We start from the raw sequence: 13,419 nt of genomic DNA on the forward strand, positions 1-13,419 counted from the left end.
CTTTATTCCGGCGACGGCACCGGCGGCTTCGAGGTCAGCGCCGTCCCGGCGGCAGCGACAATGACGGCGGCGATGCCGGCCAGTTGCGGCGGGGTCAGGCTTTCATGCAGGAACAGGAAGCCGGCCAGCGCGCCGAGTCCCGGCTCCAGGCACGTCAGCGTGCCGTAGATGCGGGCCGGCATGCGGGTCAGCGCCACCATCTCCAGGAAGAATGGCAGCGCGCTGGAAAACAGGCCGACGAGCAGCGCGCTGACCAGGATCGACGGCGCCAGCAGCCCCATTCCCGCCTGCGCCACGCCGAAGGGCAGCACCAGCACGGCGGCGATCGCCATCCCATAGGCGGTGGTGCGGGTGCCAAGCTCCGCACCCGCCTTCTGCGCCAGCACGATATAGAGCGCCCAGAAGCCGCTGGCCGCCAGCGCCAGCATCACCCCGGTCGGATCGAGCGGCTGCAAGGAGTGGATGAACGGCGACAACAGGATGATGCCGGCCAGCGCAAGCGCGATCCAGGCGAAGTCGCTGGCGCGCCGCGAGGTCAGCGTCGCCACCAGCAGCGGCCCGGAAAATTCCAGCGCCACGGCGACGCCGAGCGGGATCCTGGCAAGGGCTGCATAGAACAGCAGGTTGAGCGCGCAGAGCGTCACGCCATAGGCGACCAGCCACGGCAAGGTGGCGCGCGTCGGCCGCATCTGCCAGGGCCGCAGCACCGCGATCAGCATCAGCGCGCCGATGACCAGCCGCAGCGTCGTCGTGCCTTGCGCGCCGATCTGCGGGAACAGGGTTTTGGCGAAGGTGGCGCCGATCTGGATCGACACCATGGCCCCCATCAGCGCCGCGACGGGCAAGGGCGCCGCTTCGCGACTGGCAACCGGCATCGATGTCACTTTGGTTTTGTCCTTCCCTGCCGCGATATGCAGACGCGGCAGTATCGGGATAGGCCGAACCGGCTTGCCTGTCCTGAGGCAGTGAAGGCGGCTTGATAGGGTCAAGACAGTGCGGGCGCGCTGGCGCCCTCGCCGATTCAGCCGCTGAACGACACGCCCCGGCGGCGCATGCCCGCCTGCACGCCGCGCACGATCATCCGGGACAGTATTTCCATGTCCCAGGGCATGCCCGGGCGCCAGACATCCAGCAGCAGGGCGATGCGCGCTTCATCGGCGTTGTTGATCACCTCGTGCGGATAGGTGTCGTCCCACAGCATGCCTTCGCCGTCGGTGATCCGTTTTTCCTGATGGTCGATCATCATGATGGTTGCCGGGCGGCCATCGGCCTGGCGCGGGATGACCAGGCCTAGGTGAAACCGCATGATGCCGCGGAACGGCCCGCGATGGCTGGGTATGTGCTTGCGCGGCGCCAGGAACGAGATAGCCGCCGATTTGACTTCCGGGCATTCGGCAAGCAAGCGGCTGAGAACCGGCATCCGCGCCAGATTCGCCGGCACCCCCATGTCATAGGCCTTGAGCACGAACATGCGCCAGTCGAGACCGTCATTGGCCGAGATATCGGCCTGCTCCGGCATGATGTCGTGGAAGCGCGGGACCTTGCCCAGACGCACGCCAAGCGCTTCGTCGCGGATATCGCGCCAGGCGCCGGTGAACTTCGCCGCGTTGGGAAATTCGCTGGCGGTATCGAGGATCGCCGGCGCGTCTATGCGCCTTTCATAGACACGCCGGATAACATCGGATGCAAGATCGTAGGTGCGCGACATCGCATGGCCTCCGTCGCATCATAAACGGACGGCCCCCGATTTTGGTTACACATTTTGTTCACGACGCCGTGCGCCGTATCAAAAACATATATCGCAAGTTGGAGGTCACCTCGCGGCGCTGTGAGGCGCTGGCGAGCCATGGTTTTGCCGTATGAAAGGCCTTTCCAGCAACCTGCAGCTTGGCCGGATGCCTGCTTTTGAGGGAAGCAAGCCGCGTGGTAAGCCAACGAAAGAAGGCTACTATGCTGCATCGCAAAAAGCTAACGATTCCAGTTCATTCGCCGGATGATTCCGAATGAACCAAAATAGGTAAAATGTAGATTCTTAAATCTCGAGGTTTTTTTAACGAAAATTCCGATGCTTCCTATCTGCTCGAGCAGAAATGTTTCTGATCAACTAAGGCGAGCAAGCCGATACAACTCCAACCAAAAAGTTGAAAAGCTATGGGGAATTTCCAGAATCCGAAAAAATTGCGGATTTTTGCCAATTTTTGGCCCTGCTCACATAAGTATTTCAGGTCGCTAAATTTTTTGTGTTGCGCTGCACAATGCGGTGACCGAACCATCCGCCGGGGGACTCGTTTTGCGACTGGACATACGCCGTGAAGGATTCCGCCGGGTTGACCGACTTGAGCCGTCCGTCCGTCGATTGCGAGATCGACCCAGGCAGGCTCGCACAGCGCGGGTTTGATGGCGCCCCGGCGAATTTCGCGTGCATTGGTCTGCCGCTCGAAACGGCACTCTGCCGCCCTCATCGCGGACATCAGGCCCCCCGTGGAAGCCGCTGATGGCAAACGCCCGCGACATCCAGCTGGACGCGCTCAGGGCCATCGCCGTGACGATGGTGATGTATTCCCATTTCTACGCGGCGGGAGGATCTTCGTTCTGGGGCCATATCGGCGTGCGGCTGTTCTTCGTTCTGAGCGGCTTCCTGATCACCCGCCTGCTCTTGGAAGCGCGTTCGGCCGCCGCGTTTGAAGCCGGCCCCGCGCTGCGGTCCTTCTACATCAGGCGGGCGCTGCGGATATTCCCTCCCTATTTTGCCGTGCTGGGTTTCGTCTGGCTGTTCGATCTGGAGCAGTCCAGGGGATCGCTGGTCTGGCATGCGCTTTACCTGTCGAATTTCTGGTATGCGCTGCGCAATGACTGGAACCCCTGGGTTCTCTGCCATTTCTGGAGCCTGAGCATCGAGGAGCAGTTCTATATTGCCTGGCCGCTTGTGGTCCTGCTGGCCCCATACCGGCGCTTCGAACAGATCTGCATCGGCGTCATCGCGCTGTCCTTGGCCTATCGCTTCTACTGGCCGGTCACCGCCACTCCGGCGCTGGCGCGCGACCTGCTGCCGCCGGCATCCATGGACGCGCTGGCGTCGGGCGCGCTGCTTGCCTGCTGGCGGTCGAGGGGCGCCGGCTTGCCGCAATGGATGCGGCTGGGCTGGCCTGCCTTCGCGGCCGCGTTCCTGATGATCGAGTGGTTTGTCCCGGCACCTCCCGATCCGACGCTGGAGTGGGCCCGCTGGCTGCTGCTGCAAGTCCTGCCCCTGGTGCCGCTGATGGCCATCGTCGCCGCCTGTTCGCGCGGCCTTGGCGGCATCCTCGGCAGGTTTGCGGAGCTGCCGCCGCTGCTCGCCCTCGGCCGTATCAGCTACGGCGTCTATCTCTATCATCCGATATTGCTGTCGCTCGCCGTCAAGTCGCAGCCCTGGATTCCACTTAATGTCTCGGAGCAAGGGTCAGGACGGTTCCTGGTTGCAAGCATTGCCACGATTGTCGTGGCCGCGATTTCCTGGCTGGTTTTCGAAAGGCCGCTCAACAGCCTCAAGCGCCACTTCCCCTATGTCCGGCGAGCCCAGGCAGGCCGTGCCGGCTGGTTTGCGAGGCCGGTGGAGGCCTATCCCGGCGGATCGCCCGACGGCCGCGCGCCATCTCTCGACCTCCCGCGGACGGATGCAAGACCATGACCGCCGCGCCGCTCGTTTCCGTCCTGCTGCCGGTCTACAATGCCGGCCCCTACCTTGCCGCAGCACTTGGAAGCATCCTGCGGCAGGACTACCGCCGCCTGGAGGTCGTCGCGATCGACGACGGCTCGAGCGACAATTCGCTCGAGATCCTCGAGCGATACCGGCAGGCCGACAGCCGCGTCTCGATCATCTCGCGCGAAAACCGCGGCCTCGTCGCGACGCTCAACGAAGGGCTGGCGGTCGCGAGCGGCGAGCTGGTCGCGCGGATGGACGCCGACGACGTCGCCTATCCCTGGCGCCTGTCGCGCCAGGTGGCGCTGTTCGAGCAGCGGCCCGAGCTCGGCTTTTGCGGCGCCGGCGTCGACATGTTGATCCGCGGCCGCATCGCCAGGGGCAAGCCCGATCCGGTGTTCCGGTTCGGCCGCATGCCTATATTGGCGATGTTCTTCACCATCTTCATGCACCCGACGGTTGTCTACAACAGGAAGGTCATCGAAAACGCCGCTCTCCACTACGACCCGACCTACAGGCACGCCGAGGATTTCGATCTCTTCAGGCGGCTGGCCGCTCGCTACCCGGCGGCCATGATGCCCGAGAACCTGCTCGTCTACCGCGTCCATCAGGCAAGCGTGACCAGCCGGCACAGCAAAGAGATGCGCAGGACGCATTTGCGCATCGTGGCCGAGAACCTCGAGCGTGAGGGCCTCGCGGAAGCCACGTGGGACCTGCGCGACATCGGCGAAGCGGTCAGCTTCGACACGGTCACCCGCGCGGCCGACTTCATCGTCGCGCTGGAGCAGCAGATCCGCTCCCTGCCGGCCGAGACGCGGCCGAGCTTCGAGGCCGGCGCTCTCAACCTGTTCTATTTCCTCTACCAGCTCGTGACCGACGAAAGGCAGCCGCCCCTGACGCATGAATTGCTGACGCGGACCGCGAAGTGGAACGCCATCCGGCGGCGCGAGAAATATGCGCTGCGGCCGGGCGCCTTGGCACCCTGGCTGAGCCTCGCCTCGCTGTCGGCCGGCAAGCAAGCGGACGCCGTGGAATATTTCTTCAAATCCGCGCCCGCCGCGGCGGTTCTGGCATCTCATCAGGTGGGCTAGAGGAATGACGATCAAAGCCCACCAGCCTCTGCGGCGCGAGCGATCGACCGCGCTTGGCGGCGCCCCGGCCGGCCCGCGCCCGGACCGATCGGCGCCGGAAGTCAGCTTCATCATCTGTACGCGCAACCGCGTCGCGGTGCTCGAGGCTTGCATCAAGTCGGTGCAGGCCGCGTGCCGTGCGCATGCCGGCTTCGCGGCCGAGCTCGTGGTCGTCGACAATGGCTCGAGCGACCGCACGGCGGAACGGCTGGCCAGCATCGCCGCCAAGTCGGACATTCCATTCACTCCCGTTAACGAGCCACGCCCCGGGCTGGCGGCGGCCCGTAACGCCGGGTTGAGGCGCGCCAGGGGGCGCGTGCTGGTCTTCGTCGATGATGATTGCGCCGTGCATTGCGACTATCTGCGCGATCTGGAGCGACATTATTCTTCCGGGGAACAGGGGCTCATCCGGGGAGGCCGTGTCGAGCTTGGCGATCCCAGGGACCTGCCTTTCACGATCAAGCGATCGCGGGTGCGCGAGCGGCTGACGCCCGATATTCATCCCGGCGGCTTCGTGTTGGGCTGCAACATGACCATGCACCGCGACGTCGCGGCCCGCATCGGCTATTTCGACGAGCGCTTCGGCGCGGGCGGGCCGTTGCGGTCGGCGGAGGATACCGACTACCTCGTGCGGGCGGTGCTGCTCGGCATCCCGGTCGAGTATGTGCCTGACATGACGATATTCCACCACCATGGCCGGCGCGATCGCAAAGCCATCGAAAAGCTCCACCGCGACTACAGCCTGGGCAATGGCGGGCTCTGCCTGAAACATGCCCGCCATGCGCCCTGGCTGCTTCGCCATTTCTACTGGGCCGCAAGAGGCGCCTTGCGGGAATTGGGGGGCGGGCCCGCCTTCGATCGCGAACTCGATCTGTCGCATTGGCCGATCGTCGGCATGAATGTGCTCGGCGCGGCCAGATACGCACTGCTGGCGAGACGACCGCAGGCCGAGCCGGTGCGGCAGGACCAACAAGCCAATGCCGAGGCCTGATGCCATTGCTCCCGCCTAGCCTGCCGATGCTGTTCCGCGCCTTCGGGACGCGGCAACTGCGCCTGGTTCCGGCCGTGGTCGTCCTCGGCCTGGTCGGCGCTGCCCTCGAAGGGTTCGGCATCGGCCTGATCATCCCCCTGCTGGGCATCATCATGGGACATGGCGATGCGACGGGAATGGCGGGCTTCTCCGCTGTTCTCCAGCAAGTCGGATCGGGCTTCAGCGATCGCGACCGGCTCGTCATCATTTCGGCCGCCATCCTCGGCTCGATCGTCCTGAAGAACATCTTCGGCTTCGCCAACACGCTGCTGACGACCTTCATCTCCGGCAAGGCCAGCCATTCGATCCGCAGCGCACTGTCGGAGCAGCTGCTGCGGGTCGGCTATCCCTTCTTCCTGCGGCAGAGCCCGGGACGGCTGCTCAACATCATCTCCAACGAATCCTGGCGGGCGTCCGATGCCATCCAGATCATGCTGTCGTCGATCGTCAGCGCATCGGCCGCCATCATCCTCCTGGCCTTCCTGCTGCTGTTGTCCTGGCGCATGACGCTGCTGGTCACGTTCGGACTGGCGCTCGTCCAGATCGCGCACGCCATCCTCTCGGCCAATCTGAAGGAGCCCAGCCGCAGCGTCGCTTCGCGCAACAGCCACCTCGCCTCGCAGATGCTGCATCTGGTGCATGCCGGGCGGCTGATCCGCATCTTCGGCCAGGAGGGCCGGGAGAAGGCGATCTTCGACACCGCGTCCGATGCGGTTCGCCGCGCCTCCTTCGTCCTGCAGGTCCGCCAGGGCGCATTGCCGCCGCTGACGGAGGTTCTCCACGCCATCCTGTTCCTGGCGGTGGTGATCGGCGCCTGGCTGGCGCAGGTGAGTTTCCCGCTGATCATCGCCTTCGTCATCCTGCTCTACAGGCTGCAGCCGCATATGCGGGCCCTGCAGGGATCGTGGAGCCAGCTGCAGGGCCTGAGCGGATCGCTGGAAGAGGTGACATGGATGCTGGATCCCACGGGCAAGCCCAAGCCGCCGCAAGGCGATGGGCCGTTCCACGGTTTGCGCAGGGGCATCAAGTTCGATGACGTGACGTTCACCTATTCCGGCACGGACCAGCGTGAAGTGGTGCTGCATGCGGCGACGTTCGAAATCAACAGCGGCCGCTCGACGGCGCTGATCGGCCGCTCCGGCGCCGGCAAGACGACGATCGTCAATCTCCTGTGCCGCTTCGTGGAACCGGACACGGGCAGGATCCTCGTCGATGGATCGCCACTGGACCGCATCGACGCCAACCAGTGGCGGCGCCACATCGCGCTGGCCAGCCAGGAGCTGGAGCTGGTCGACGGCACCATTTTCGAGAACATAAGCTACGGGCAGAACGCGGCGACGATCGGCGACGCCGAGCGCGCCGCGAAGCTGGCCGAGGCGCATGAATTCATCGAGCGGCTGCCCCAGGGCTACGAGACGCTGGTCGGCTACAGGGGCGTCAACCTGTCGGCGGGACAGAGGCAGCGGATCGCACTGGCCAGGGCGCTGGTGCGCGACCCCGATCTGCTCATCCTCGACGAAGCCACCAATGCCGTCGACGGGTTGTCGGAGGCGGCCATCGTCGAGACGCTGAAGTCGAGAGCGGGACGGCGCACGACCATCGTCATCAGCCACCATTACAGCACCATCTCGTTCTGCGACGACGTGGTGATCCTGAGCGGCGGCCGGGTGAAGAAGCAGGCCCCTTTCGGCGCCCTGGCATCACTCTCGATGGACGAGCTCTACCAGCATGAAACGCAGGACTGACAAGGGCCGGGGCCGCGCTTCCCGGCGCGGCCCTCGGCCGTCCGAATCAACGGCTCATCACGTGCCGCTGGCACCCTGCGCGATCGCACCAATGCCATGCGGTGCCCGGACTCGCTACCGTTCCTTCGCGGCGGACCTGTCGATCCGCCCGGGCCGGTGCCCATCGCTTACTCTCCAGATGCGGCGCCGGCCTCCCCTCGCTCTGGTCATCCGCCGCCTCGCGCAGACGGCGGCGTTCGCGGCGGCGTGAGGGGGCCGCCCTCGCAGAACTTGGGTTCCTCGCCCCACGGAGTGGGGGCGAGGTGGCTCGGGCGAAGCCCGAGACGGAGCGGGGGAATGGCTCGGCCTCAATGAATTCAGGGGGCACCGGCGAGCGCCGCGCTGCCCCCTCTCCGACCGCTTCGCGGCCACCTTGCCGGGGCGAGCCACGGGTCTCGCCCGTCCTTCGGACCCCCCGCTTTGCGGGGCGAGGAAATAGCGTCGGCGCTAGCCCGCGATCGCCATCGGCACGGCGCTCTTGTTGGGGATCTGGATATCGATCTCCAGCGTCGACATGGTCTCGCCGCGGTCCATCGAGACCTGCAGGTAGTCCTGGTCGATCTGCACGTGCTTGGCGATCACCGCCATGATCTCCTCGCGCAGGATGGAGACCAGGTCGGGTTGGCTGCGGTTGCGGCGCTCATAGGCGAGCAGCACTTGCAGCCGCTCGCGCGCCACCGGCGCGCTGGAGCGCCGCTTGAAAAGGTCGAACACGTTCATCATGCCGCCCTCCTTCCCAACAGACGGTCGAGGAAACCTTTGCGCTCGAAGGGGACGACGACCGGCAGATCCTCGCCTTCCAGCCGCCTTGCGGCGTCGATATAGGCCTTGGCCGCGGTGTTGAGCGGCTCCGACAGCGTCACCGGCGCACCGAGATTGGAGGCGCGCAGCACATCCTGGCTTTCAGGAATGATGCCGAGCAGCGGCACGGACAGGATTTCCAGCACATCGTCTATGCTGAGCATTTCACCCCGTGCGGCCCGCCCCGCGTCATAGCGGGTGACCAGCACGTGCTTGGCGATCTGCTCGCCCTGTTCGGCGCGCATGGTGCGGGCGTCGAGCAGGCCGATGATGCGGTCGGAATCGCGCACCGACGACACTTCCGGATTGGTGACGATGACCGCCTCGTCGGCAAAGCGCATGGCGAGCTGCGCGCCGCGCTCGATGCCGGCCGGGCTGTCGCAGAAGACATAGTCGAACACCGAGCGCAGCTTGTCGATGACCTCGCCGACGCCCTCTTCCGTCAGCGCGTCCTTGTCGCGCGTCTGCGAAGCCGGCAGCAGGAACAGCGTGTCGACCCGCTTGTCGCGGATCAGCGCCTGCGACAGCTTTGCCGTGCCCTGGATGACGTTGACGAGGTCGAACACCACGCGGCGTTCGGCGCCCATGATCAGGTCGAGGTTGCGCAGGCCGACGTCGAAATCGACGAGCGCCACCTTCTTGCCGGTCTTGGCCACGGCGGCACCGAGCGCCGCCGTCGAGGTGGTCTTGCCGACGCCCCCCTTGCCCGATGTGACCACCACTACCTTGCCCATGAAAAAAGCCTCCGTTGTTATCAGTTTGTTGTCTCGGGCCGGCTCGCCGGCCTTTATTCAGTCAGCGGTCGTCAGCTCCCAAGCCGCTTCAACTCAAAGTCTCGACGCGCAGGCCGTCGCCGTCGAGGAAGGCCTGCACCGGCTTGCCGCGCGACACGCCTTCCATCTCCTCGGCGGTGATGTACCAGCCGTCGACCGACAGAAGCTCGGCCTCGTTGCGGCGGCAGAAGATGCGCGCGGCGGTGTTGCCCAACGAGCCCGCCGAAGCGCGCCCGCGCAGCGTGCCGTAGACATGGATCGAGCCGGCGGCGACGATCTCCGAACCGGACGCGACCGAGCCCAGCACGATGACATCGCCATGCGCATGCATGATCGCCTGGCCGGAACGGATCGGCGTCTTGATCATCAGCGTGCCCGAATCGTAATGCGAAACCTGCGGCACGCTTTCCTCAGTCTTGCTTGCGCCAGCCTTTCCCTTGGCAACGCCGCCAGCATCGGCGCCGTGGTCCGGCGCCCTGCCCTCGGCGGCCTTGCCTTCCCTACCGGAAGCCTCTTGCCCGCCCTTGCGGCCAGGCAGCAGCCCCTCCGTCGTCGCCTCCTTGGCGCCGACCAGCAGAGGCGGCAGGTCGGGCCCGAGCGCGGCCCCTTCCAATTCGATGGCATAGATGCGGATGCCGCGCGTCCCCAGCTCCGCCACAAGTGCCGCGATCTCGCTCGGCGCGGGCTTCAAACTGTTCAGATCGAGCAGCACCGGCCGCCCGGCAAAATAGCCCGGCGAGTTGCCGATCCAATGATCCAGCCCCTGCAGCCACTCCACCATGGGCGCTTCCGGGGTCAATGTGAAAGCGACGAAAGAACGGGCACGAAAGCGAATGGATTTGGCCTCGAGGGGAGCGGCAAAGGTCACGGCTGGCGAATCCTTACTGAGAGGTAAACGCTAGCGAGGGAATGGTTAACGAATGGTTAACGAGGGGGTGCGACTTGGCAGTCTTCGAGAAATTGGAAGGCCGGGCCAAACGCCAGTTGCGGCCGCTACCCCCAACACCCTGAATGTCTTGATAGGGGCCGGAAGCGGACTGGCGACTTGTGGCTGCCGAGAAGTGACAGCGGACGTTAGACCCGCAGAGCCTGCCCGGAAACGCATCGCATATCGCAGTTTTCATCACCGGGCAAAACAGCACTCGCAGGCCGCGTTGGAGCGCAGGCTCCGGTCCAGCTTCCATCGCAGAAGCAACCCCGGACTTGTGCTACTCGCCAAGAACCATGTGCAAGAGCTGGACCGTGCTCCGCGCGTTGGTCTTCTTGAGAAGGTTGGCTCTATGGAACTCGACCGTTCGTGGGGCAATTTTCAAGGTGCGAGCAATCTCCTTGCTCGAATAGCCCCTGACGATTTGGGCGAGCACGATACGCTCGCGAGCCGTGAAAGTGGCGCGGCTGGTGTCCGCCAGGATATTCAATGCGCCATTCAGCTTCCTGATTTCCTGCTTGGCAGCCTGGAGCTCCGGCGTCTCGAGAAATTCCCATTCTCCGTTTCGCCGGGTGATGGTGAATTGATGTGCTCGTGCGACATCGAGCAGGTCCACGGCCCTGCTTTCCGACAGGGAATAAGTGCACAAAACGAGCATCTTCTGACCCGCCAGCGAGTGGTCGAGTTCATGCTCGTATTGGCAAAACTCCTGCCAGTGGCTGGTCCCGATCCAGAATGCGTTGCCGCTGATTCTGATCCCGGCATACCCCCGTTCCAACGCTGCGCGCAGCTTCTCGTTCCAGCCGCCGGTGATGCGCTGTATGTCGAACTCGCCGCCAGGTAGGTACCAGTCCGTAGCAGCAATGATTTCCATCTGGCCGGCCATCAGGCGCGCATCGATGTCGGGGATGGATTGCCGTAGCGCATCCTTCGCCGTCTCTGCGTCGATCGGATCGGAGACCGCCCAGATGCAGAACTCGTTGTTCTCCAGCCCGGCCGCGAAATAGGAAGCGTTTGTAGCAAGCAGGTCCTGTTCCGCTTCGTAGAAGACGCAGATGTGTGTGCCCCAGCACATCTCGCCCATGACGCGGATGCCGGACTTGCGGAGCGCGTGGGCAGGCTCATCGTTCATGTCGATGCCGCTTTCCGGTGCACGAGTACGTCACTGAGCCGCTAAATCAGTCGCAGCCGACGGCGGCCCACGCCACGTCGGCCATTCCGCTACGGAACCTGTTGATCGTGCCAGTAGAATACGCGCGATAGCTGGCCATCTATGGGGGCATGCATCTCCGGACACTATCAGCCGTCGCCCCAACATGACAGAGATTTTCAAGGCCGGGTTCGGCAATCTGATCCGCAGTACTGCGGTCGCGAACCCGCGCCGCTATGGCGTGCCGCAAGAGATCGCGGCCCGGCTGCCCGATCTATCGAGGGATGGTTTGGCCATCAGCGATCTGCGTGAAAAGGGTATGGCGCTGGTCTACGTGAACCGCGCGTTCCAGGACATCACCGGCTATTCCAGCGACGAACTGATCGGGAGAAACTGCCGCTTCCTGCAAGGCAGTGATCGCCTTCAACCCGAAATCCAGTCCATTCGTGAAGCCATCGCCCGGCGTGAGGATGTTGCCGTCACGCTGAAGAACTACCGCAAGGACGGTAGCTGGTTCTGGAACGAACTCCGCCTCGCACCTATGAGCATCGCTGGTGGCGAGCCGACGCACTATATCGGACTGATGCGGGACGTGACGGCGAGCAGGGTCGCCGCCGCGCAAATTGCCCAGAGCACCCGCGCCGACATGCTCACCGGTGTTCTCAACAGATACGCCTTCGTCGAGGACGTCGACATCCTGCTGCGTCAAGGGGAACGGCGGATCTTGCTTGTCAAGATCGACATGGCTCGTTTCCATGACATCAACGAAGGGTACGGATATGACGTTGGCGACCAGGTGCTGATGCAGATTGCGCGACGCCTGACCAACACAGGCGCTGCACTGATCTGCCGCACGGGATCCAATGAGTTTGCGCTCGCTCAGCCGCTTGGCCATGCCGACGAGGCCCAAGCGGCAATCGAAATGATCCGGCAGTCCCTGGCGCCGCGCTATCTCGTTGCGGGCGCAACGATAAGGATCCGTTTCGCGATGGGCTATGTCGTTGGCAACCAGACGACGGACGCCATAACGCTGGTTCGTCGTGCCGGTGCCGCTTTGCATCGGTCGAAGTCGTCGGCGTTCCTCGATATCTGCGCATTCAGTTCCGAGGACGATAAGCGTGCGCGAAACCGACTGCGCATGACCAGCGAAATGCAGCAGGCCTTGGAACATGACGAGTTCGATTTTCACTACCAGCCGCAGGTCGACCTCGCCACGGGAACGGTTGTCGGTGCTGAAGCCCTGTTGCGATGGCACCATGGGCTGTTTGGGATGCAGTCGCCGGACAAGTTCATCGGCCATGCCGAAGATACGGGTCTTATACTCGATATCGGCGCCCGAGGACTTCGCACCGTCGCGGACTTTGCCGCGCGCGTGAACCGGGGCCGACAAGTGCCGATAGTCTTCTCGTTCAATGTCTCGCCGCTCGAGTTCAAGCTTCGCGACATGCCGAAATTTGTCTCCGATGTGCTCACCGCCAGCGGCGCCGATGCTGCATGGATCAAGCTAGAGCTCACCGAGAGCTTGATGGTCGAAAGTTCCGCGGAAATGCTGTTGATCATGAGACATCTGCGCGAACTGGGCGTCGGCCTGTCCATCGACGACTTCGGAACCGGCTACGCCAATCTGCGCTACCTCGAAGATTTCCCCCTTACGGAGATCAAGATCGATCGCGGTTTTGTCAAAGGACTAGCGCAAAGCCGTTCCAAGCGGGTCATCATCGAGTCCATCATCAGGATTTCCAGGGAACTCGGCTTTCATGTCGTCGCCGAGGGAATAGAGACAGAGGTGGAACGCACGCTGTTGCGCGACATGGACTGTGATTTCGGGCAGGGATTTCTGTTCGGTCGACCGGTCGACGCTGCAAGATTTGAATCGCTGGTTTGAGCGATTCTCCGCACCACATGAGGCAGTACCCTCGCGTGGATGTGAGGTCGTGCGATGCTGCTGAAGAAGGCATATGGTCAAGCTGGCGAGGTCGTCTCGCCGCTCTCCTCCCGGCAGCGGTTTTTCGTACCATCTAGAGGCTCAAATTTTTTTGCGCAGGGGCCTTGAAGCGTTTTTCGGCGCTTCCCAAATCGTTCGCCGTCGAGGCTGTATGGCTCGACGACGGGCGGCGCCGTTGGGCGGCGCACCTTGTACCCAT

General features: G+C 63.9%; 12 protein-coding genes. 5 read left to right on the top strand and 7 right to left on the bottom strand.

Translation table 11 applies throughout. The annotated features are described in order from the left end of the window. Nucleotides 1-2 precede the first annotated feature (2 nt). The 3 genes from ACLGL5_RS29265 to ACLGL5_RS29275 all read right to left on the bottom strand — a co-directional run bounded on the left by ACLGL5_RS29265 (nt 3) and on the right by ACLGL5_RS29275 (nt 2,471). Nucleotides 3-884: an EamA family transporter gene (locus ACLGL5_RS29265; RefSeq protein WP_032920664.1), complete on the bottom strand. Its 882-nt coding sequence runs from the start codon at nt 882-884 to the stop codon at nt 3-5. A 137-nt stretch (nt 885-1,021) separates the two neighbouring features. After that, nucleotides 1,022-1,708, bottom strand: coding sequence for an aspartyl/asparaginyl beta-hydroxylase domain-containing protein (locus ACLGL5_RS29270; protein WP_069092630.1), 687 nt, complete (start codon nt 1,706-1,708; stop codon nt 1,022-1,024). 364 nt (nt 1,709-2,072) lie between these two features. Continuing rightward, the gene (locus ACLGL5_RS29275) at nt 2,073-2,471 is read right to left on the bottom strand and encodes a hypothetical protein (RefSeq protein ID WP_141700956.1); all 399 of its coding nucleotides are present in this window, start codon (nt 2,469-2,471) and stop codon (nt 2,073-2,075) included. 23 nt (nt 2,472-2,494) lie between these two features. Here ACLGL5_RS29275 and ACLGL5_RS29280 point away from each other — a divergent pair, with 23 nt between their 5' ends. Genes ACLGL5_RS29280 through ACLGL5_RS29295 form a run of 4 tightly spaced genes read left to right on the top strand, consistent with a single transcriptional unit; the run spans nt 2,495 to nt 7,584 of the window. After that, nucleotides 2,495-3,667 carry an acyltransferase family protein gene (locus ACLGL5_RS29280; protein WP_019859425.1) on the top strand — a complete coding sequence of 391 codons (1,173 nt, stop codon included), beginning with the start codon at nt 2,495-2,497 and terminating at the stop codon, nt 3,665-3,667. Further along, complete coding sequence (locus tag ACLGL5_RS29285; protein WP_019859426.1) at nt 3,664-4,770, top strand: glycosyltransferase family 2 protein; 1,107 nt, start codon at nt 3,664-3,666, stop codon at nt 4,768-4,770. The genes ACLGL5_RS29280 and ACLGL5_RS29285 overlap by 4 nt, the downstream gene beginning before the upstream one ends. 4 nt (nt 4,771-4,774) lie before the next feature. Further along, a complete protein-coding gene (locus ACLGL5_RS29290) occupies nt 4,775-5,800 on the top strand; it encodes a glycosyltransferase family 2 protein (protein WP_069092631.1) in 1,026 nt (341 codons plus the stop codon). Next, the gene (locus ACLGL5_RS29295; RefSeq protein ID WP_032920665.1) at nt 5,800-7,584 is read left to right on the top strand and encodes an ABC transporter ATP-binding protein; all 1,785 of its coding nucleotides are present in this window, start codon (nt 5,800-5,802) and stop codon (nt 7,582-7,584) included. The genes ACLGL5_RS29290 and ACLGL5_RS29295 overlap by 1 nt, the downstream gene beginning before the upstream one ends. A gap of 486 nt (nt 7,585-8,070) precedes the next feature. Here the strand turns inward: ACLGL5_RS29295 and minE are convergent, their stop codons facing one another. The 4 genes from minE to ACLGL5_RS29315 all read right to left on the bottom strand — a co-directional run bounded on the left by minE (nt 8,071) and on the right by ACLGL5_RS29315 (nt 11,257). Continuing rightward, the gene (minE, locus tag ACLGL5_RS29300) at nt 8,071-8,346 is read right to left on the bottom strand and encodes a cell division topological specificity factor MinE (RefSeq protein WP_010910548.1); all 276 of its coding nucleotides are present in this window, start codon (nt 8,344-8,346) and stop codon (nt 8,071-8,073) included. Further along, nucleotides 8,343-9,158 (bottom strand): septum site-determining protein MinD, encoded by an 816-nt coding sequence (gene minD, locus ACLGL5_RS29305; RefSeq protein ID WP_010910549.1) that lies wholly within the window; start codon nt 9,156-9,158, stop codon nt 8,343-8,345. The genes minE and minD overlap by 4 nt, the downstream gene beginning before the upstream one ends. 88 nt (nt 9,159-9,246) lie before the next feature. Further along, complete coding sequence (gene minC, locus ACLGL5_RS29310) at nt 9,247-10,065, bottom strand: septum site-determining protein MinC (protein ID WP_069092632.1); 819 nt, start codon at nt 10,063-10,065, stop codon at nt 9,247-9,249. Nucleotides 10,066-10,405: 340 nt separating this feature from the next. Continuing rightward, on the bottom strand, nt 10,406-11,257 hold the full coding sequence (locus ACLGL5_RS29315; protein WP_019859430.1) for an MEDS domain-containing protein: 852 nt from the start codon (nt 11,255-11,257) through the stop codon (nt 10,406-10,408). 184 nt (nt 11,258-11,441) lie between these two features. On the opposite strand from ACLGL5_RS29315, the gene ACLGL5_RS29320 reads away from it, so the two are divergent. Continuing rightward, entirely contained in the window at nt 11,442-13,160 is a 1,719-nt protein-coding gene (locus ACLGL5_RS29320; RefSeq protein WP_069092633.1) for a putative bifunctional diguanylate cyclase/phosphodiesterase, read from the top strand. The last annotated feature ends 259 nt before the right edge of the window (nt 13,161-13,419 follow it).

This window comes from Mesorhizobium sp. U510 (assembly GCF_059180695.1).

Excerpts from the sequence above, each read along its gene's own strand:
- ACLGL5_RS29270 (WP_069092630.1), bottom strand. The coding sequence starts at position 1,708 with ATGTCGCGCACCTACGATCTTGCATCCGATGTTATCCGGCGTGTCTAT.
- ACLGL5_RS29290 (WP_069092631.1), top strand. The coding sequence starts at position 4,775 with ATGACGATCAAAGCCCACCAGCCTCTGCGGCGCGAGCGATCGACCGCG.
- minE (WP_010910548.1), bottom strand. The coding sequence starts at position 8,346 with ATGATGAACGTGTTCGACCTTTTCAAGCGGCGCTCCAGCGCGCCGGTG.
- ACLGL5_RS29275 (WP_141700956.1), bottom strand. The coding sequence starts at position 2,471 with ATGTCCGCGATGAGGGCGGCAGAGTGCCGTTTCGAGCGGCAGACCAAT.
- ACLGL5_RS29280 (WP_019859425.1), top strand. The coding sequence starts at position 2,495 with ATGGCAAACGCCCGCGACATCCAGCTGGACGCGCTCAGGGCCATCGCC.
- ACLGL5_RS29295 (WP_032920665.1), top strand. The coding sequence starts at position 5,800 with ATGCCATTGCTCCCGCCTAGCCTGCCGATGCTGTTCCGCGCCTTCGGG.
- minD (WP_010910549.1), bottom strand. The coding sequence starts at position 9,158 with ATGGGCAAGGTAGTGGTGGTCACATCGGGCAAGGGGGGCGTCGGCAAG.
- ACLGL5_RS29320 (WP_069092633.1), top strand. The coding sequence starts at position 11,442 with ATGACAGAGATTTTCAAGGCCGGGTTCGGCAATCTGATCCGCAGTACT.
- ACLGL5_RS29285 (WP_019859426.1), top strand. The coding sequence starts at position 3,664 with ATGACCGCCGCGCCGCTCGTTTCCGTCCTGCTGCCGGTCTACAATGCC.
- ACLGL5_RS29315 (WP_019859430.1), bottom strand. The coding sequence starts at position 11,257 with ATGAACGATGAGCCTGCCCACGCGCTCCGCAAGTCCGGCATCCGCGTC.